At 62.2% G+C, this 18951-nt stretch carries 17 protein-coding genes; 6 read left to right on the top strand and 11 right to left on the bottom strand.

The annotated features are described in order from the left end of the window. Positions 1–46: 46 nt before the first annotated feature. From FQV27_RS02180 to FQV27_RS02195, 4 genes are all read right to left on the bottom strand, one after another. The gene (locus FQV27_RS02180) at positions 47–736 is read right to left on the bottom strand and encodes an endonuclease/exonuclease/phosphatase family protein (RefSeq protein ID WP_147096178.1); all 690 of its coding nucleotides are present in this window, start codon (positions 734–736) and stop codon (positions 47–49) included. Between the two features lie 7 nt (positions 737–743). After that, positions 744–1280 (bottom strand): ureidoglycolate lyase, encoded by a 537-nt coding sequence (locus FQV27_RS02185; protein WP_147096179.1) that lies wholly within the window; start codon positions 1278–1280, stop codon positions 744–746. Positions 1281–1363: 83 nt separating this feature from the next. After that, positions 1364–2773, bottom strand: coding sequence for a protein adenylyltransferase SelO (locus FQV27_RS02190; protein WP_147096180.1), 1410 nt, complete (start codon positions 2771–2773; stop codon positions 1364–1366). A 39-nt stretch (positions 2774–2812) separates the two neighbouring features. After that, positions 2813–3148 (bottom strand): DoxX family protein, encoded by a 336-nt coding sequence (locus tag FQV27_RS02195; RefSeq protein ID WP_147096181.1) that lies wholly within the window; start codon positions 3146–3148, stop codon positions 2813–2815. 133 nt (positions 3149–3281) lie between these two features. On the opposite strand from FQV27_RS02195, the gene obgE reads away from it, so the two are divergent. The 3 genes from obgE (at position 3282) to FQV27_RS02210 (ending at position 6157) form a co-directional block, all read left to right on the top strand. Then, on the top strand, positions 3282–4310 hold the full coding sequence (obgE, locus tag FQV27_RS02200; RefSeq protein ID WP_147096182.1) for a GTPase ObgE: 1029 nt from the start codon (positions 3282–3284) through the stop codon (positions 4308–4310). Further along, complete coding sequence (gene proB / locus FQV27_RS02205) at positions 4298–5410, top strand: glutamate 5-kinase (protein ID WP_147096183.1); 1113 nt, start codon at positions 4298–4300, stop codon at positions 5408–5410. Before obgE ends, proB begins: the two co-directional genes overlap by 13 nt. A gap of 192 nt (positions 5411–5602) precedes the next feature. Continuing rightward, on the top strand, positions 5603–6157 hold the full coding sequence (locus tag FQV27_RS02210; RefSeq protein WP_147096184.1) for a thioredoxin family protein: 555 nt from the start codon (positions 5603–5605) through the stop codon (positions 6155–6157). Between the two features lie 3 nt (positions 6158–6160). Here FQV27_RS02210 and FQV27_RS02215 read toward each other — a convergent pair whose 3' ends face one another. Further along, on the bottom strand, positions 6161–6487 hold the full coding sequence (locus FQV27_RS02215; protein ID WP_186827185.1) for an ArsC/Spx/MgsR family protein: 327 nt from the start codon (positions 6485–6487) through the stop codon (positions 6161–6163). A 163-nt stretch (positions 6488–6650) separates the two neighbouring features. Then, positions 6651–7934, bottom strand: coding sequence for a DUF3422 family protein (locus FQV27_RS02220; RefSeq protein WP_147096185.1), 1284 nt, complete (start codon positions 7932–7934; stop codon positions 6651–6653). Between the two features lie 152 nt (positions 7935–8086). Between FQV27_RS02220 and FQV27_RS02225 the strand changes: the two genes are divergently transcribed. Further along, the gene (locus FQV27_RS02225; protein WP_147096186.1) at positions 8087–8599 is read left to right on the top strand and encodes a L,D-transpeptidase family protein; all 513 of its coding nucleotides are present in this window, start codon (positions 8087–8089) and stop codon (positions 8597–8599) included. 66 nt (positions 8600–8665) lie between these two features. Here the strand turns inward: FQV27_RS02225 and FQV27_RS02230 are convergent, their stop codons facing one another. From FQV27_RS02230 to FQV27_RS02245, 4 genes are all read right to left on the bottom strand, one after another. Further along, positions 8666–10099 carry an NCS1 family nucleobase:cation symporter-1 gene (locus FQV27_RS02230; RefSeq protein WP_147096187.1) on the bottom strand — a complete coding sequence of 478 codons (1434 nt, stop codon included), beginning with the start codon at positions 10097–10099 and terminating at the stop codon, positions 8666–8668. Between the two features lie 213 nt (positions 10100–10312). Then, positions 10313–11755 carry an NAD(P)(+) transhydrogenase (Re/Si-specific) subunit beta gene (locus FQV27_RS02235; protein WP_147096188.1) on the bottom strand — a complete coding sequence of 481 codons (1443 nt, stop codon included), beginning with the start codon at positions 11753–11755 and terminating at the stop codon, positions 10313–10315. A gap of 10 nt (positions 11756–11765) precedes the next feature. Continuing rightward, positions 11766–13340, bottom strand: coding sequence for a Re/Si-specific NAD(P)(+) transhydrogenase subunit alpha (locus FQV27_RS02240; protein ID WP_147096189.1), 1575 nt, complete (start codon positions 13338–13340; stop codon positions 11766–11768). Between the two features lie 206 nt (positions 13341–13546). After that, the gene (locus tag FQV27_RS02245) at positions 13547–14191 is read right to left on the bottom strand and encodes a hypothetical protein (RefSeq protein WP_147096190.1); all 645 of its coding nucleotides are present in this window, start codon (positions 14189–14191) and stop codon (positions 13547–13549) included. Between the two features lie 145 nt (positions 14192–14336). Between FQV27_RS02245 and pepN the strand changes: the two genes are divergently transcribed. Both pepN and FQV27_RS02255 read left to right on the top strand, forming a co-directional pair. After that, positions 14337–16907, top strand: a complete 2571-nt coding sequence (pepN, locus tag FQV27_RS02250; protein ID WP_147096191.1) for an aminopeptidase N — start codon at positions 14337–14339, stop codon at positions 16905–16907. 70 nt (positions 16908–16977) lie between these two features. Further along, entirely contained in the window at positions 16978–17877 is a 900-nt protein-coding gene (locus FQV27_RS02255) for a lysophospholipid acyltransferase family protein (RefSeq protein WP_246132966.1), read from the top strand. Between the two features lie 83 nt (positions 17878–17960). Here the strand turns inward: FQV27_RS02255 and FQV27_RS02260 are convergent, their stop codons facing one another. Further along, complete coding sequence (locus FQV27_RS02260; RefSeq protein ID WP_147096192.1) at positions 17961–18854, bottom strand: invasion associated locus B family protein; 894 nt, start codon at positions 18852–18854, stop codon at positions 17961–17963. Between the last annotated feature and the right edge of the window lie 97 nt (positions 18855–18951).

Below are 18951 nucleotides of genomic sequence, written 5' to 3' on the forward strand. Positions count from 1 at the left end.
TCGCCCGGCGGCGGGCGGTGAAAGGCGCAAATTGCCCGCGCGTGGATCAGGCGGAGGGCAAGGTGATTTCTGCCCAGATCGGCAGATGGTCCGACGCCCGGCGCGCCAGCGGCGTATCGGCGACGCCAGTCGCCAGCACCTTGACGCAATGCGACACCGCGATCCGGTCCAGCCTGAGGCGCGGCATTGGCGCAGGATAAGACGGCCCCGGCGCGATCACGCGCAAGGTTTCAAGCGATTCCAGCCCGCGATCCTCGCGCCACTCGTTGAAATCACCCATCATCATGACCGAGCCGCCGGCCAGACGGGATGCTTTCGCCGCCAACCGCGCAAGCTGTGCGCGCCGCGATGACCGCGCAAGGCCAAGATGAACCCCGATCAGGGTCAGATTGCCGATCTTGACCGCCAAGGCGCCGCGCGGTTCGATCCCCGGCAGGGGCAGGCGACGGATCACCGCATCGCGTGCGAGATCGGGGCGCATCAGGATCGACTGCCCGTGCCACCCAAGCGAAGTTTCGCCCGTGGTTCGCATCTGGATCGGCTCCAGCCCGGTGAGTTCGGAGATCAGCGCGCGGGGCAGGGCCTCTGGCCGCGCACCGAGCCTGAAATCGACCTCCTGCAGGGTGATGATGTCGGGGCGCAGCTCGGCGATCACTTGCAGGTTACGCTCGGGCGCGTGCGGGCCGGTCATGCCGCGCCCCTTGTGCAGGTTGTAGCTGGCGATGCGAAGCTTCATGAGGCGCTCATCCCTCGTTCAGCGAAACTTGAAGACGGATGTTCACAGGGGCGATCCTGCTTTCTGCAAGCGGCGCGCCTTGGGAGAGGTGCGAGATCAGGTCACGGGTCGTAGATGATCGTGTCAGCATGGCGCATGTTGCCGGCTGTTGTGGGATGCGCGTGGCATGCCAGCAGCCCGGCGACATGACGATACCCTGACCGGGACGAAGCCGGAATGCCCTGATACTCGCCGGCTCCGGCCTGCCGTCAGCGCCCGTCGCCGCAACGATCTGGATGACCTCGCCAGTCAGCGGAAGAAGCGCCTGTTCGGTCATGGTATGCGCCTCAAGCTGCGTGATCGCCGGATCGGCATTGCGATAGATCACCCACAGGATCTGCGTCGCCTCGGTGCCCGTCCTGAATTCGTGTTCCTGCCAGAAATCCGATGGGTGGCTGAACCACGCCGGCTGTTCGGACGCGCGCCGGTCATCGCCTGCGGCAAGGCCGAGTGCGACGCCATAGGGCGCAAAACCTGCCGCGCTCAGTTCCTCGATGACAATCATGCGCCGATCCCCGGAAGTTGCCTGAAAATGATGCGAAGAATCCGCGTCTTTCACAAGCCGCTGCCGATCACGGCCGCGTGGGTTCAGGTTCCGCAGAAGGTGCGGCGAACGCGCTCTGCCTCGGTCGGCGGCAGGGCCAGGTCGCTCCATTCGGCGCGGTCATCGAATGGGGCGTGCAATGCTGCATCAAGCCGGTGAAAGGGCGCAAAATCCCCCTCGACTGCGGCCTGAATTGCCTCTTCGATCCGATGATTGCGCGGGATGCGCACAGGATTGGTGCGGGCGATCAGGGCCATGTCGGGTTTCAGGGCCTGCCAGTCGCTTGCCCATTCATCGAACGCCTCGCGTGCGACGAATTCGTCGCGCGCGCCCGAACCTGCCAGACCGGCGAAGACGCGGGTGAAATCCGCCTTTTCGGATGCCATCAGGTCCAGAAGCCTGTCGATCAGCGCCTTTGCCTGTTCGCCGGGGGGCAGGCCGATCTTGGCGCAGAAGCGCCGCAGCCAGGCTGACTGGTATATTTCCGGAAATGCGTGGACGGCCTTCGTCGCGCGTTCGACGGCAAGGTCCTGATCCTCTCCCATGAGGGGGATCAGGCAGGACGCGAATTGCGCGAGGTTCCAGATCGCCACATGCGGCTGTTCGGCCCAGGCATAGCGCCCATGTCTGTCGATAGAGGAAAAGACAGTATCAGGGTGATACCCATCCATGAACGCAGCCGGACCATAGTCGATCGTCTCGCCCGAGATCGCCATGTTATCGGTATTCATGACACCGTGGATGAACCCGAGCGACATCCATTGCGCGATAAGTCCTGCCTGCCGCGCGATCACATGTTCCAACAGTTCCAGCGGCGAACCGGCCTCCGGGTAGTGCCGGGCAATCACGTGTTCGGTCAGCGCGCGAAGGGCCTCGGTGTCGCCGCGGATGCCGAAATATTCGAAGGTCCCGACCCGGATGTGACTCGCGGCCACGCGGGTCATGACCCCGCCGGGAAGCCCGGTTTCGCGCTGCACCCGTTCGCCAGTCGCTACAGCGGCAAGCGCGCGGGTCGTGGGAACGCCCATCGCGGCCATGAATTCACTGTCGAGATATTCGCGCAAGACCGGACCAAGCCACGACTTGCCATCACCCTGCCGCGAAAACGGCGTTCTGCCCGCGCCCTTCAACTGCAGATCGAAGCGCTTCCCGTCCGGGGCCACGACCTCGCCGATCATCAGCGCGCGCCCGTCGCCAAGCTGCGGTGACAGATGCCCGAACTGATGCCCGGCATAGGCCTGCGCGATGGATGCGGCACCCTGCGGCAACCTGTTACCCGCCAGCATCGCCAACCCGTCAGGCCCTTCCAGCCAATCGGCATCAAGACCCAGATCAGCTGCCAGAGGCCGGTTCAGCGCAATCAATTCGGGTTCGGGTGAGCCGGCCGGGGCCACCTGTGCAAACATGCGCGGGGGCAGGGCGGCATAGCTGTTGTCGAAGACAGGTGCGTTCATGGCCCAAGATTTAGGCAGCATTCACCGCATTAAAAAGGGCTAACCGACAGATGCGACCAGAAAGAAGCCACCAGCCATCGCGACATGTGACAAAAGCGCGTTCACATCGTCACGGTGCCCGATATAGGCCGTCGCAAGGCACCAGAGCCCCAGCGCCGTGCCGAACAGCGCGAGCGGCCAGCCGACGATCACGCCGAGCCCGCCGACAAGTTCACATATGCCGACCAGATAGGCGAGCGCTTTGGCATCCGGCAAATGAAGCCGCTTCAGAACCGGCACCAGCTTCGCTTCGCCGCCACGCAGCTTCATGATGCCCCAGATCACGAACGGCACGCCCAGCAGAAGGCGGGAAACCAGAATAATCGTCTCGTGCATCAAAACTCTCCTGTGGTCGTAAAAAGGCTAGCAAAGCCAATCTGCGCTCGCAACGGTGCAGCGACAGGGTTGAACCGCGCGCGCCAAGCGCGTATCCCACGCTTTGCCTCTGTTTTCCCACAAGGATGATGCCGTGAAATTCCTCGATCTGGCGAAGGTCTATATCCGCTCGGGCTCGGGCGGCGCAGGCGCGGTCAGCTTCCGGCGCGAGAAGTTCATCGAATATGGCGGTCCCGACGGCGGCGATGGGGGCCGCGGGGGCGATGTCGTGGCCGAAGCCGTCGAAGGGCTGAACACGCTGATTGATTTCCGCTATCAGCAGCATTTCTTTGCCAGGAACGGTCAGCACGGGATGGGGCGTCAGCGCACGGGTGCAGGCGGCGACGACATTGTGCTGAAAGTGCCTGTCGGAACCGAGATTCTGGATGAGGATGAAGAAACCGTCATCGCGGATCTGACCGAGCCGGGGCAGCGCGTCGTGCTGGCCCGTGGCGGCAATGGCGGCTTTGGCAATCTGCATTTCAAGACCTCGACCAACCGTGCACCGCGCAATGCCAATCCGGGTCAGGACGGGGTCGAGCGGACAATCTGGCTGCGCCTGAAGCTGATCGCGGATGCCGGGCTGGTCGGGCTGCCGAATGCCGGGAAATCGACATTCCTTGCCGCGACCTCTAACGCGCGCCCAAAAATCGCGGATTACCCGTTCACGACGCTGCACCCCAATCTGGGTGTTGTCGGGATCGACGGGCGCGAATTTGTCATCGCCGATATTCCCGGACTGATCGAGGGCGCAAGCGAGGGCAGGGGGATCGGCGACCGCTTCCTTGGGCATATCGAGCGTTGCGCGACGCTGCTGCATCTGATCGACGCGACATCCGAAAATGTCGTCGAGGATGCCGAGACGGTGCTGACGGAACTCGCCGCTTACTCTGAAATCCTGATGGACAAGCCTCGTGTGACGGCGCTGAACAAGATCGACGCCGTCGATGAAGAAACCCTGGCAGAGCGAAAGGCCGCATTGGAAGAAGCGCTTGGCACCAAGGTTCTGCTCATGTCCGGGGTGACGAAACAGGGCGTGCCCGAGGTGCTGCGCGCGCTGTGGTCCGACATCGCGCCTTCGCGTGCCACCCCGTCCGAGGATGAAGGCAAGTGGCAACCCTGAGCCCGGATATCGCGCGGGCGAAACGGCTGGTCGTCAAGATCGGATCGGCATTGCTTGTCGGGCCGGATGGCCTGCGCGGCGACTGGCTGCGCGCGCTGTGCGACGACGTGGCGGTTTGGCGCCAGCGGGGGGCCGATGTCGTGCTGGTGTCCTCTGGTTCGATCGCGCTTGGGCGGCGGGTGCTGGGCTTGCCGGTTGGAACGCTTTCGCTTGAACAGGCGCAGGCAGCGGCGGCGGTCGGCCAGATCCGGCTTGCGCGCGCGTATGAAGAAGCGCTGGCACCGCACGGTGTGACGACTGCGCAGGTTCTTGTGACACTGGAAGACACGACAGACCGTCGGCGTTATCTGAACAGTCGCGCGACGATGCAGGCGCTTCTCGGCTATGGCGTTGTGCCGATCGTGAATGAAAACGACACCGTTGCCACGGATGAGATGCGTTACGGCGACAACGACCGCCTTGCTGCACAGATCGCCGTCACGGCAGGGGCGGATCAGTTGCTGCTACTGTCGGATGTGGACGGCCTTTATACCGCCAACCCCAAGACCGATCCGACGGCGCGTCACTTGCCCCTGGTCGAACGCATTACGCCGCAGATCGAATCGATGGGCGGCGATCCGGTCTCTGGCCTGTCGAAGGGCGGAATGAAGACCAAGCTGATGGCGGCGCGGACGGCGGTATCGGGCGGATGCGCCATGGCGATTGCCGAAGGCTCGGTCCTGCATCCGCTTTCGGCCGTGGCCAGCGGCGCGCGCGTCACGTGGTTTTTGCCCGATGGCGACCCGCAGCTTGCCCGAAAGCGCTGGATCGCGGCGATGAAGCCGAAAGGCGAGATCAGTGTGGATGCAGGCGCGTCGCGTGCCTTGCAGGCCGGAAAATCGCTGCTGCCCGCCGGAGTCACGCATATCGCCGGCGATTTCGGGCGGGGGGAGCCGGTGGCGATTATCGGACCCGAAGGCGAAACGCTGGCGCGCGGCCTGACGCGCTATACGTCCGACGAGGCCCGCGCGATTGCAGGACATCGCAGCGAGGAAATCGCCGAAATCCTTGGCTATGCCGGCCGCGCGGCACTTGTCCATCGCGATGACATGGTCCTGTGAAGAGAGGCGAAAATCCTGAACGCTTGGCCCGAGGTTTACGATGCCTGACGCGGGGGTTCACATATATCGGATGTTTCTATAATCGGTATTATGTAACTTAAAGGCGTGCAGTGCGTTCGCGATCTTCGCTATGCTTGCCGCGACACCATCTTGGGCGCTACAGATCAGGCAGCAAAGACACGAGGGAAAATCATGGCCGTCACACCACCTGTCTGCGACTTCGGAACGCCGATGCCAGAGTTCACGCTTCCTGACCCTGACGGCCGGCTTTACCGCTCGGACGAAATCCGTGGAAAGAATGGCACGCTGGTCGTGTTCATCTGCAATCACTGCCCATATGTACAGGCCGTGATCGACCGGATCACGCGCGACGCGGCCGAGCTTCAGCAGAACTACGGCATCGGCGTCGTGGCAATTTCGTCAAATGACGTCGAACCCTATCCGCAGGACGGCCCGGAGCACATGAAGGCCGAAGCCGAAAAGCATGGCTTTACCTTCCCGTATCTCTACGACGAAACGCAGCAGGTCGCGCGCGCCTTCGACGCGGCCTGCACGCCAGACTTCTTCGGCTATAATTCCGCGGGTGAGTTGCAATATCGTGGCCGTCTGGACGCCTCGGGACGCCAAGCGGGGCCTGAAAACGCGCGCCGCGAACTGTTCGAGGCCATGCGTCAGATCGCCGAAACCGGAAAAGGCCCGCAGGATCAGATCGCGTCAATGGGCTGTTCGATCAAGTGGAAGGACTGATCGCTACGGGTCGATCCCGAGCGCGCGTTTCACATTCGCGGTCCAGCCAAGCAGATGCTTGCCGTCAACCTCGATTGCGGGACGCTTCATCAGTGCGGGCTTCGCCATAAGAATCTCCGCCGGCGCAGCGCTGCGCTCGTCCTCCGACATGCCGCGCCATGTCAGGCTGGCACGATTTACCAGCTTTTCACCGAAATCGTCGAGCATGGCGTTCCATTGCGCCTTGCCCGGCGTGTCGGCTTTGACATCGTGAAACTCGACCTCCCAACCGGCGTCTTCCAGCGCCTTGCGCGCCTTCTCCACCGTCGAACAATAGTCGAGTCCATACATTTTCAAATGCTTGGACATGATATCTCTCAGATAAACGGAACGAACGGCACGCCACAGCCAGACAGGATAAGCAGCGCCGACAAAGCGAGCAGGCATTTCATATGGTGTTTTCCCTCTATTGGCTTTGCAGGCGGTTATCGCCGCCCTGCCCCGACGCGTCCAGTCACGATTGGTGAATCGCCGCCTTGAGACGCCTGAGACCCAGCCAGACAAGCAGCACGACAAGGGGTGTCGCCAGCGCCATCATCACTGGCTTGTCGATACCCGCCCGTTCCGCGAGTGGTGCCGCCAGATAGCTGAGAAGCCCGACGGCATAGTAGCTGATCGCGACAACCGAAAGCCCTTCCACCGTGTGCTGCAGGCGCAACTGCAATTCCGATCGGCGGTCCATGCTTTCCAGAAGCAGTTGGTTCTGCGCGCTGCGCTCTACCTCGACACGGGTGCGAAGCAACTCGCCCGCGCGCCCGGTTCGTTCAAGCATCTGGTTCAGACGCGCCTCAGAGGATTTGGCCGTGCGCATCGCAGGGTCATACCGCCGAGAGATGAATTCGCCCAGAAGCTGGCGGTCTTTATAGCGTTCCTCTCGGAGTGCGCGCGCGCGGTCTATCACAAGTGCCTCGTAAGCCCTTGTTGCGCCGAAACGAAATGCTGCCTGCGTGGCCAAAGTCTCCAGCTGGGCGGCCACCGCCAAAAGCCGGTCAAGTGTCGTCGCTGCGGGGCGCTTGTCCATCCCGTCAACCATCGCGCTCAGTTCCGGTTCCAGCGCATTCAGATGCGATGACAGGGCGCGCGCACGCTCCAGCCCAAGCATCGACATCGCGCGGTAGGTTTCCAGTTCGCACAGCCGCTGAATAATCCGTCCGGTTCGCCCCTCTCCTGTTTCGGGGCGCACGAAAACGGCGAAGCGCACCCATCCGTCGGGATCAATGCGAAAATCCGTCGCAATCAGTGCCGAGCGGTCAAGGACCCAGAACACCGCAAGCCCATCGCGGCTGAACCAGTCGGAAAGATCCGCGTCGACTTTTTCCAGTTCCGGCGGCAGCAACTCGACACGAACCATGACCGCAGTCACGCGCTTGCCGGGTGCCAGCGCCTGCCAGTCCGGCGAAAACACCGCCGCAGCGGAAGGATCGAAGGGCGTTTTCGGAACGCCCGGAGAGATCGCCATATAGCTGACGAACTCGGTATGATTTTCCCAGACCAGACTGGCCCGACCCAGTTGCGAGGAATAATGACTGTCATCGGCCGAGGGCTTCTGTGCGCCATGCCGCTCTGTCAGGATGGACAGATGCGCAAGATCGCGCGCGCGGTCGCGCGACGCCGCGTCCCGCGGCTCCTTGAAGGCAAGATAAACGGCCTGACAGGGCGCGCTGACACGCGGCGACGGGCGCGCGTGCAATTCGTTGACAAGGGCGGTGCGCAGCGGGTGGTCTAGATTCCTGTCCATGACGCAGCTTAGCGCGGGAAGAAAGCAAGCGATATGATGCTGTTGCGCGCGTGTTCAAGCCGACGTGATCCGTGGCCGCATTGCACCGCCCTGCCCCGGCAGTCACAATAACGGGAACGAAGACCTGTAATATCCAATGACAAGGGGCAGGAATGAGGCGCGATTTTCTTAAGCTCATGCTGGGTGGGGCCAGCCTGCTGGCCATCGCCAGCTGTTCGACCACCGATCCCAAGTTCAAGTCCTATTCCGGGCCGCCAGTGACACGGATCGACGTTTTCAAGTCAAGCCGGGTGATGACCTTCTATTCAGGCTCCACGCCGATCAGGTCGATCAATTTCGGGCTCGGCTATGCGCCGGTCGGCAACAAGGAATACGAGGGCGACGGGAAGACACCCGAGGGGCTTTACTATATCGACCGCCGCAATCCCAACAGCCGCTATCATCTTTCGGTCGGGATTTCCTATCCGAACGACGCTGATCGCGCGCGGGCCATGATGCAAGGCGTTCAGGTTGGAAGCGACATCTTCATTCACGGCCAGGGCCCGGAAGGACGCGCCGCGACAAAGCGCGACTGGACCGTCGGCTGCATCGCCGTCACCGACGCAGAAATCGAAGACATCTATGCGATGGTGCCCGACGGCACGCCGATCATGATTTATCCCTGATCTGGATCGAGTCAGCAAAGCAGAATGTCCCGCCCCCATCGAGGCGGGACATTTTATGGAACTCGCTCAGTTGCGGCGCGACAGCGCGATATGCAGCCCGCCGCCAAGAAGCGCGCCGATCAGCCAGCCAAAGCCTGAAAGCGACTGAAGCGCAGGCAACCAGACCGTCCCGACCGAAAAGACCGCTGCGATGGCAACTGCGGCAATCGCGCGCTTGTTCCAGCCGCCGTCATAGTAATATGTCCCGCTCGGGCTGGCACTGAACAGCTGGTCAACGGCAAGCTGACGTTTGTGCACCACATAGTAATCCGCAATCAGAATGCCGTAGAGCGGCGCCAGAATCGCGCCGAGCGTATCGACGAACCCCGCAATCCCGATCTGCGAGATAAGCGACACCCACAAGGCGCCGATCACGAAGGCAAGGGCTGCGGTGATCAGCCCGCCGGTCTTTGCGCTGATGCGCGACGGCGACATGTTCGCGATGTCATAGGCTGCGGGGATGAAGTTCGCGACCAGGTTGATCCCGACCGTCGCCGCAAAAAACGTCACTGCAGCAATCAGGGTCAGCGCCATATTGTCGACGCGGGCAACGATTGCGGTCGGGTCGGTTAGCTGCTCTCCGAACAGGACGACGGATCCGGCGGTGATGAAAAGCGCGATGAATGAAAAGAACGCCATCGAGACCGGAAGCCCCCAGAAGTTCCCGCTGCGCATCTCGCCCTCGGTCCGGACGAAGCGCGAGAAGTCGCCGAAGTTGATGACCACTGCCGCGAAATAGGCAACCATCGTGCCAACCACGGCGACAAAGCCCGCGAGCGTGCTTGTTTCGCTGCCTCCGCCCTGGAAGATGTCGCCGATTTCGGCCCAGATTCCGTTACCGGCCTGCCACCAGATCATCAGCGCCAGCGCGATCATGACAGCGTAAACGAACGGACCGGCCCAGTTCAGGAATTTGCCGACCCATTCGATCCCCATCAGAAACAGCCCGATCTGGAAGCCCGCGACGATGATATAGGCGATCCAGTCGACAGTGCCGAGGCCAAGAAAGCCGCCCTCGACCGCTTCGACGCCGAACAGCGCGCGAAGCGCCAGCGCCACGGCGGTAGAGGCGAAATAGGTCTGCACGCCATACCAGAAAATCGCGACGATGCCCCGCACCAGCGCGGGAAAGCGCGCGCCCTTCACCCCCATCGCCGCCCGCGCCATCACCGCATAGGGTATGCCGTAGCGCACAGAGGGCCGGCCCGAAAGGTTCACAAGCCACATCACCAGCAGGCCCGACACCACGATTGCCGCGAAGGTCAGCCATCCGTTCAGGCCATAGCTGAGGAAAAGCGATGCGGCGAGCGTATAGCCGAACAGGCTTTGTATATCGTTGTTCCAGACGTTGAAAATCTCGAACGCACCCCAGCTTCGCCGTTCCGGCGGAATCGGGGCCAGGTCGTCATTGTAAAGCGAGGGGTCACCTCCGGTGATCTGCGGCGTATCGGTATGGGTCATTCGTCACCTCTGGCTTGATCCTTCGCTCGCACAACAGCGCAGAGCGCGACGCGCGGCAAGGGGCAGCGCGCGCGGGTGGCGAAGATAGGCCTCAATCCTGCACTTCCGGGAAGCTGCCGGCGCTTTTGCACGCAAAATGGGCGAACGCTGGATGTCAGCCCACGAAAAAGCCGGCCAAAGCGGCCGGCTTTTCGTTGTCGCGGGATGCCTTTCTCAGTCGATCAGCGGCAGAAGCGCGTTGATCGAATCTTTCGCATCGCCATAGAACATCCGCGTATTGTCCTTGTAGAACAGCGGGTTTTCGATCCCCGAATAACCTGTCCCCTGCCCGCGTTTGCTGACAAAGACATTCTTGGCCTTCCAGACCTCCAGCACAGGCATTCCGGCGATGGGGCTGTTAGGATCGTCCTGCGCCGCCGGATTGACGATGTCGTTCGAACCGATGACGATGACGACATCCGTGTTCGGGAAGTCATCATTGATCTCGTCCATTTCCATGACGATGTCATATGGCACCTTCGCTTCGGCCAGCAGCACGTTCATATGGCCCGGCAGACGACCCGCGACCGGATGAATGGCGAAACGCACGTTCTTGCCAGCCGCGCGCAGCTTGCGCGTCAGCTCGCTTACCGCCTGCTGCGCCTGTGCCACAGCCATGCCGTAGCCCGGCACGATGATGACCTCGTCCGCTTCGTTCAGGGCATTTGCGACACCCTCGGCGTCGATGGCGATCTGCTCGCCCTCGATCTCCATCGCGGGGCCGCTTTCGCCGCCGAAGCCGCCAAGGATCACGCTGACGAAGTTCCGGTTCATCGCCTTGCACATGATATAGCTGAGGATCGCACCGGACGACCCGACAAGCGCGCCGGTCACGATCAGCAGGTCATTCGACAGCGTGAAGCCGATGGCCGCCGCCGCCCAGCCGGAATAGCTGTTCAGCATCGACACGACGACCGGCATATCGGCCCCGCCGATCCCCATGATGAGATGCCAGCCGATAAAGCCCGCCAATATCGCGATCAGCAGCAGCCAGAACACCGACGGCCCCATATCGCCGATATACAGCAGGCCGAGGATCAGCGACAGCGCCGCGGCACCCGCGTTCAGCAAATGCCCGCCGGGCAGCTTCTTCGGCTTGCCGTCGATCTTGCCCGCCAGCTTGCCGAACGCGACGATCGAGCCGGTGAACGTGACGGCCCCGATAAAGACCCCCAGAAAGACCTCGATCTGAAGCATGTTCAGCTCTGCCGGGGTCTTGTGGGTCAGGACTTCCGCGAAGCCGCGGAAGGTTTCGATTGTGCCGGACGCCTGCGCGCGCAAAACGCGGCCCAGTTCAAGCTGTGCGTTGAAGCCCACGAAAACCGCCGCGAGACCGACCAGCGAATGCATGGCCGCGACAAGTTGCGGCATTTCGGTCATCTGGACACGCTTTGCGATGACCCAGCCGACGCTGCCGCCAATGGCGATCATCACGACCGACAGCCACCAGTTGCCCGCACCGGGGCCGAACAGGGTCGCCAGCACAGCAAGCGCCATGCCGACGATTCCATACCAGATGGCACGTTTTGCGCTTTCCTGACCTGACAGCCCGCCAAGCGACAGGATGAACAGGATCGAGGCGACGACATAGGCGGCGGTGGTAAATCCGAATTCCATCGTCCCCTCCTTACGATTTCTGGAACATGGCGAGCATCCGCCGCGTCACGAGGAAGCCCCCGAAAATATTGACGCCGGCCATCAGAACGGCGGCGGCCGCCAGGATAATGACAAATCCCGACCCCGAACCGATCTGCATCAAGGCACCCAGGATGATGATGGAACTGATCGCGTTGGTGATTGCCATCAGCGGCGTGTGCAGCGAATGGGCGACGTTCCAGATGACCTTGAAGCCCACGAAGCAGCTCAGCACGAAGACGATGAAATGGGACATGAAGCTGGCCGGTGCGACAAGGCCGATCAGCAGCAATATCAGGCCCCCGCCGCCAAGCAGCATATATTGCTGGCGCGTCTCGGCCTTGAAGGCGGCGACTTCCTGCGCGCGCTTCTCTTCTGCGGTCAGCTCTTTCTTCTTTTCCTTTGGCTTCTGCGCCGCGATTGCGGCGACTTTCGGCGGTGGCGGCGGGAAGGTGATGTCGCCGTCATGGGCTACGGTCGCGCCGCGGATCACGTCATCTTCCATGTTCTGATTGATCTGGCCGTCCTTGGCGGGGGTCAGATCGGTCAGGAAATGGCGGATGTTGTTGCCATAAAGTTCAGACGATTGCGCCGCCATGCGCGAGGGGAAGTCGGTATATCCGATGATGGTCACGCCATTATCGGTCACGATCTTCTCGTCAGGCTGGGTAAGTTCGACATTGCCGCCTTTTTCCGCAGCAAGATCGACGATCACGCTTCCGGGCTTCATTGCCTCGACCATGTCCTTGGTCCACAGCAGCGGCGCGTCGCGGCCCGGTATCAGCGCCGTCGTGATGACGATGTCCATGTCGGGCGCAAGCTCGCGGAACTTCTCAAGCTGCTTCTCGCGGAATTCGGGACTGGACGGGGCGGCATAGCCGCCCGTCGCGGCACCGTCCTGCTGCGTCTCCTCGAAATCGAGATAGACGAATTCAGCGCCCATCGATTCGATCTGCTCGGCGACTTCGGGACGCACGTCGAAGGCATAGACCTGCGCGCCAAGGCTGGTCGCCGCGCCGATCGCGGCAAGGCCCGCCACGCCCGCACCGACGATCAGCACCTTCGCGGGCGGCACCTTGCCAGCCGCTGTCACCTGACCCGTAAAGAAGCGACCAAAATTGTTAGCGGCCTCGATCACAGCGCGGTAGCCCGCGATATTCGCCATCGAGGACAGCGCATCCATCTTCTGCGCCCGGCTGATGCGCGGCACCATATCCATCGCGATTGCGGTAATGCCCTGCGCGCGCGCCGCTTCCAGCAACTCTGCGTTCTGTGCGGGATAGAAATAGGAAATCAGCGTTTGCCCGTCATGCATGCGCTTGATTTCAGCGTCTTCAGGCGGGCGCACTTTCGCCACGACATCGACGGCTTCGGTCAGCGCTTTCGCAGAGGGGTGGATTGTCACGCCCGCAGCCTCATACGCCGCGTCAGAGAACCCGGCCCGCGCCCCTGCGCCGCTTTCGATGTGAACCTCGTGACCCAGCTTCTGCAGATGCGCCGACGAGCCTGGCGTGATCGCCACCCGCGCCTCGCCGTCCAGAGTTTCCTTCAATGCACCAATCTTCATCGCCATCCCCCTTCGATGTCGGTCGTGCAAGCTCTATCATCGCGAAAGATTGTTTCACAAGTAAGTGTGCGGATTTTACGCGATGATTCTGCCTGATCGAAAACAGGAAATTTCCGTTCGTCACGCCAGGCGGGCACGAAAAAGCCGCCGCATCCAGCGATGCGGCGGCCCATTGCGCATGAAAATGCGCCGTAACGTCAGTCGGATCAGTTAGCAGGCGGAACGGTCGTCGTCGTGTCCGTGCCCGTCGCATCAGTCCCGGTCGTCGTCGTCGTCGTGTCGGTCGTCACGGCATTGTCGACAGCAGTCGCGGCGTCCGAAGCGGCGTCGCCGACTGCATCAGCAGCCGAGTTGGCGGCGTCGGTCGCAGCATCGGCAGCGTCCGAAGCAGCATCAGCAGCATTGTCGGCGGCATTTTCAGCAGCGGTCGCTGCGTCGGATGCGGTGTCAGCAGCGGCATCCGCGGCGTTCTCGGTCGCGTTTTCGACTGCGGTGCCGGCATCGGAAGCAGCGTCAGCCGCAGCGTCCGTCGCATCGCTTGCAGCGGCGGCGGCGTCATCGGCGGCTTCGCCGGCAGCGTCAGCGGAATCTGCTGCTGCGTCGGCAGCCGCGTCAGCCGAAGTGTCAGCCGAAGTGTCGGCGGTTGCATCGGCAGCCGGCTGCTCGACCACGGTTTCCTCGACAACTGCTTCGTCGCTGCCCATGAAGCGGGTCAGAACGAAGTAAGCAAGAGCCAGTGCCAGCAGAATGCCGATGATCAACGGCAGCGGCGAAGAGCGCTTTTCCACAGGCTCGACATAAGTCTCGCGCGGCGTCGTTTTGTTGGGATCGTTCGGATCGTAGTTGGCCATTTAGGTCTCCTTCAAAAAACTTCAGCCAATATTCGCGCCACTGCAGGCTTCGCCCGCGCGACTTGCGAGATAGCTGTCTTGCGCTTAACTCGGGCACAACGACACAAGTTCCCACCGAACCACCATTTTTGGGGAGTGCATTCAGATGAGCGAAGAGCAGCCGGTCCAGACCCCGCATCTTTTGGCGGATTATCGCCCATATCCCTTTACGATCAATCAGGTGCGTCTGGATTTCACGCTTGATCCATCGGCAACCGTAGTCCGCGCCGAGATTCAGATGACGCGACGGCAATCCGGCGAACTTGAACTAGACATCGGCAAGGACGTGACGCTGCATCGCATCTCGGTCGACGGCGTCGAACTGGAGCCAGCGGATGTCACGCGCGACGGCGAAGTGCTGACGGTTCACGCCGCCCTGCCCGATCAGTTCACGCTTGCGACCGAGGTCACGATCAACCCTGCGGCGAATACGGCTTTTGAAGGGCTTTATCTGTCGAACGGGATATTCTGCACCCAGTGCGAGGCCGAAGGCTTTCGTCATATCACCCCCTACCCCGACCGTCCCGACGTCATGGCACCGTTCGAGGTGACGATCCATTCCGCGCTGCCGGTTCTTCTTTCAAACGGGAACCCGGTCAGCCAAAGCGACGGCCAGGCTGTCTGGCAGGACCCCTGGAAGAAGCCAGCCTATCTGTTCGCGCTTGTCGCAGGCGACCTGCACGCCGTTTCCGGCGAATTCACGACAATGTCGGGCCGCCATGTCGATCTGAACGTCTGGGTGCGCCCCGGTGACGAGCCGCGCGCGGGATACGCGCTGGAAAGCCTCGTGCGTTCGATGAAATGGGACGAAGAAGCCTATGGGCGCGAATACGATCTCGACGTGTTCAACATCGTCGCCGTTGACGACTTCAACATGGGAGCCATGGAAAACAAGGGCCTGAACATCTTCAACTCGAAGCTGGTCCTCGCCTCGCCGGAAACCGCGACCGACATGGATTACGAGCGGATCGAGGGCGTGATCGGGCACGAATATTTCCACAACTGGACCGGCAACCGGATCACCTGCCGCGACTGGTTCCAGCTTTGCCTGAAGGAAGGGCTGACGGTTTTCCGCGACCAGCAATTCACCAGCGCGATGCGCAGCGCCCCGGTCAAACGCATTCAGGATGTGGTCACGTTGCGCGCGCGCCAGTTCCGCGAAGATCAGGGCCCGCTTGCCCATCCGGTCCGCCCGGAATCCTTTGTCGAGATCAACAATTTCTACACCGCGACGGTCTATGAAAAGGGTGCCGAGGTGATCGGCATGTTAAAGCGACTGGTCGGCGATGACGGCTATGCGAAGGCGCTCGATCTTTATTTCGACCGCCATGACGGTGATGCGGCGACCATCGAAGACTGGCTGAAAGTGTTCGAGGATGCGACCGGGCGCGACCTGACGCAGTTCAAGCGCTGGTATTCTGATGCCGGCACGCCGATCCTCACGATGTCCGAGGCATGGGATGCGGCCACCGGAACGCTGACCCTGACATTCGAGCAGAAAACGCCGCCGACGCCCGGACAGCCCGATAAGCCGCCGCGCGTCATTCCCATCGCAATCGGCCTTATCTCACCGAATGGCGACGAGGTGCAGCCGACCACTGTTCTGGAAATGACGAAGGAAAAGCAGGAGTTTACGTTTGACGGCCTGTCAGCGCAGCCGGTCGTATCGGCATTGCGCGGGTTCTCGGCCCCGGTCGTCCTGAAGCGGCAGCTTGACGCTGCCGGCAAGGCGTTTCTTTTTGCCCATGACACCGACCCCTTCGCCCGCTGGGAGGCCGGTCGGGATCTGGCGCGCGAAACGCTGGTCGCGATGACCGGCGGTGCGTCGCCCGACCCCGAATATATCGCCGCGATCGGGCGCGTGCTCGCCGATGACGATGCCGACCCGGCCTTCCGCGCGATGTGCCTTCGCCTGCCGTCAGACGAGGAGATCGCGGTGGCGATTTCAGATGCCGGCAACGTCCCCGACCCCGATGCTATCCACGAAGCGCGCGAGGCGCTTGGCGCAGCAATTGCCAGCGCGCATGACACTGCACTGGACCGGATCTACCGCGAAAATGCGGTCAGTGAACCCTATGAACCCGATGCCGATCAATCCGGCCGCCGCGCGTTGCGGCTGGCCGCGCTTGGGCTTCTGAACCGGATCGACGGCGGCGCGGGCGCGACGTCGCTGTTCGATCAGGCTGGCAACATGACCGAACGCGCCGCCGCGCTTGGCCTTCTGATTGCGGCCGGCAAGGCAGATGATGCATTGCAACGCTTTTACGACGAATTCAGCGATGTCCGGCTGGTCGTCGATATGTGGTTCATGCTGCCGGTTGCCATGGCCCCGCCGAAACAGGCGGTCGAGGTCGCAAAGACCCTGGCCGCACGCGCGGATTTCGACTGGAAGAACCCGAATCGCTTCCGCGCCCTGATTGGCGGACTGAGCAGCAATCACGCTGGTTTTCATGCGGCGGACGGGTTGGGCTATGACTTCCTTGCCGATTGGCTTCTGAAAATGGACGCCGTAAACCCGCAGATCGCTGCGCGCATGTCGGGCGCATTTGAAAGCTGGGCGCAATATGACGAGGCGCGCAAGTCGCATGCGCGCGCCGCGCTCGACCGCATGCTCGATGCGCCGTCGCTGTCAAGAAACCTGCGGGAAATGGTCAGCCGTATCAGGAATGCCGCATGAACTTGCCGAGAAGATTACAGATTGCGCACCCCCCTTGCGAATACGCGCGCCCGCGGCGATAAAATAAATCATGACTCGACAGGGTGATAATCCGCGCGACGAAATGCAGCGTCGCCTCGACCCGCTCATCGAAGAGCGGGCACCCTGGCTCTATTCGGGCAAGCCGCATCACGCGCTGGCGCGCAAGCTTCTCATGCGGATGCTTGGCTATCCGCGCACGCTCGATCTGGGTGCAGAGTTCCGCGACACGCCCACGCCCGAGATTTTCGCGCGTATGGAGCGCATGATTATCCGCGATCTGGAAGTGTCCGGTCTGGATCATATTCCGAAGGATGGCCCGGCGCTGATCGTCGCGAACCATCCGACCGGAATCGCCGACGGGATCGTCCTGTATTCGCTGATCGGTCGCGTGCGGCCCGATCTGTTCGTCTATACCAATCAGGACATCCTGCGCGTTCTGCCCCAGCTTGAAAACATGATCGTTCCGGTCGAATGGCGGCAGGACAAGCGCACCCATGCCAAGACCCGCGCGACGATGGAACAGACCCGCGCCTGGCTGGCAGAGGATCGGATCGGGCTAATCTTTCCGTCTGGCCGGCTGGCCAAGCGGCGCGGCATGACGCTTCATGAACGGCCGTGGATGGCATCGGCTGCGATGATCGCGCGCAAAATGGATGTGCCGGTGATTCCGCTGCGGATACGGGCGCGCAACTCGATCCTGTTCTATCTGTTCGACGCGATCCACCCGACGCTGCGCGATGTGACGCTGTTCCACGAGGTGCTGAACAAGGCTGGCCAGCAGTATCAGATCACCATCGGTGCGCCTGTCGCAGCAAAATCACTGCCCGCGAAAAGCGACGAGGCAATCGAGATGTTGCGCCGGATCGTCCTGTCCTTGCCCGAGCCCGCCGATACGCGCCCGGTTTCGACCTCGCGCCTTGTGAAGCGGCGAATTATCAAGCACATCTGAGGGCGCAAAACCTGTCCGCGCGACAGGCCAAGCAAGAAAAAAGGGGCCGTGAAGGCCCCTTTTTCAGTTCTGTTTCGGCGCGATTATTGCGCGGGCGTTGCTGCCGGGGTGTCGGTAGCCGCAGGCGTATCAGCCGCAGGCGCCGTTTCAGTCGTCGCCGGAGCGTCAGCCGCCGGAGCCGCATCGGCGGGAGCGGCAGGGGCAGCGGCGGGCGCTGCAGTCGCCGCAGCTTCAGCCTTCGCGCGCAGTTCAGCAACGGCCTCTTCGAGTGCCGCATAGCCTGCGGTGAAGCCCTTCAGCGACAGCGTCAGATTGACGACCTGATCTGCCGGCGCGCCATAGGGCAGAACGCTGACGGTCGCGGCATTACCGCGCTTCAGGCCGGCAAGCTCGTCGGCGGTCAGGCCGATGCGCGAAACGCAGCCGACTGGGGCGCAGAAGTTGAAGGGATAGGCACGCGCCTGACCGTTATCGACTTTCAGCGTGATGCCTTTGGTCAGATCGGTTTCAAGCGGTGAGACCACTGTCGCGCCAGCCACGGCCTGGCCACCATTTTCCAGCGGGATAAGGGTGATCTCGGCCACCGAGTTGCCCTGCCCGTCCTTCATCAGCTGATAAAGCTCGCAAGGATCGGCGCCGCTGTCGGTCTTGATGCAGCGCAGCGACCAGTCGTCCGAGGACGAGCGCACGTAATACGCGCCGACCTGCGGCTCTGCGGTGGCATCGGCACTTGCATCTGCGGGCGCATCGGTCGCAGGCGCGTCCGTTGCGGGTGCATCGGCGGCAGGGGCATCGGCTGCGGGAGCGTCAGTCGCAGGCGCATCGGTCGCAGGCGCGTCAGTGGCAGGTGTTTCGACAGGTGTCTCGGTGGCGCCCGACGTATCGGCAGGCGTATCGGTCGCGGTCTGCGCCATCAACGGTGCAGCACCAAGCAGAAGAATCGCTGCCAGCGCGGCAGAGGTGGTTTTCGGTGACATTCTAGTCTCCCTTCCGTGAATGCGGTCGGAAAGACGACTAGCACCTGCTTTTGGGAATGTCAGCGCCCATCGCGCCTGCCTTCCCTCACGCTTCTGT

It is taken from the genome of Paracoccus aurantiacus (assembly GCF_007993065.1).
In the GTDB taxonomy this organism is placed as follows: domain Bacteria; phylum Pseudomonadota; class Alphaproteobacteria; order Rhodobacterales; family Rhodobacteraceae; genus Paracoccus; species Paracoccus aurantiacus.

Bases quoted from the DNA above. Each gene is read 5' to 3' on its own strand.
- FQV27_RS02245 (WP_147096190.1), bottom strand. From the start codon at position 14,191: ATGGCCAACTACGATCCGAACGATCCCAACAAAACGACGCCGCGCGAG.
- FQV27_RS02215 (WP_186827185.1), bottom strand. From the start codon at position 6,487: ATGTATGGACTCGACTATTGTTCGACGGTGGAGAAGGCGCGCAAGGCG.
- FQV27_RS02255 (WP_246132966.1), top strand. From the start codon at position 16,978: ATGACTCGACAGGGTGATAATCCGCGCGACGAAATGCAGCGTCGCCTC.
- FQV27_RS02240 (WP_147096189.1), bottom strand. From the start codon at position 13,340: ATGAAGATTGGTGCATTGAAGGAAACTCTGGACGGCGAGGCGCGGGTG.
- FQV27_RS02230 (WP_147096187.1), bottom strand. From the start codon at position 10,099: ATGACCCATACCGATACGCCGCAGATCACCGGAGGTGACCCCTCGCTT.
- FQV27_RS02180 (WP_147096178.1), bottom strand. From the start codon at position 736: ATGAAGCTTCGCATCGCCAGCTACAACCTGCACAAGGGGCGCGGCATG.
- pepN (WP_147096191.1), top strand. From the start codon at position 14,337: ATGAGCGAAGAGCAGCCGGTCCAGACCCCGCATCTTTTGGCGGATTAT.
- FQV27_RS02185 (WP_147096179.1), bottom strand. From the start codon at position 1,280: ATGATTGTCATCGAGGAACTGAGCGCGGCAGGTTTTGCGCCCTATGGC.
- FQV27_RS02260 (WP_147096192.1), bottom strand. From the start codon at position 18,854: ATGTCACCGAAAACCACCTCTGCCGCGCTGGCAGCGATTCTTCTGCTT.
- FQV27_RS02225 (WP_147096186.1), top strand. From the start codon at position 8,087: ATGAGGCGCGATTTTCTTAAGCTCATGCTGGGTGGGGCCAGCCTGCTG.
- FQV27_RS02235 (WP_147096188.1), bottom strand. From the start codon at position 11,755: ATGGAATTCGGATTTACCACCGCCGCCTATGTCGTCGCCTCGATCCTG.
- FQV27_RS02210 (WP_147096184.1), top strand. From the start codon at position 5,603: ATGGCCGTCACACCACCTGTCTGCGACTTCGGAACGCCGATGCCAGAG.
- FQV27_RS02195 (WP_147096181.1), bottom strand. From the start codon at position 3,148: ATGCACGAGACGATTATTCTGGTTTCCCGCCTTCTGCTGGGCGTGCCG.
- FQV27_RS02190 (WP_147096180.1), bottom strand. From the start codon at position 2,773: ATGAACGCACCTGTCTTCGACAACAGCTATGCCGCCCTGCCCCCGCGC.
- FQV27_RS02220 (WP_147096185.1), bottom strand. From the start codon at position 7,934: ATGGACAGGAATCTAGACCACCCGCTGCGCACCGCCCTTGTCAACGAA.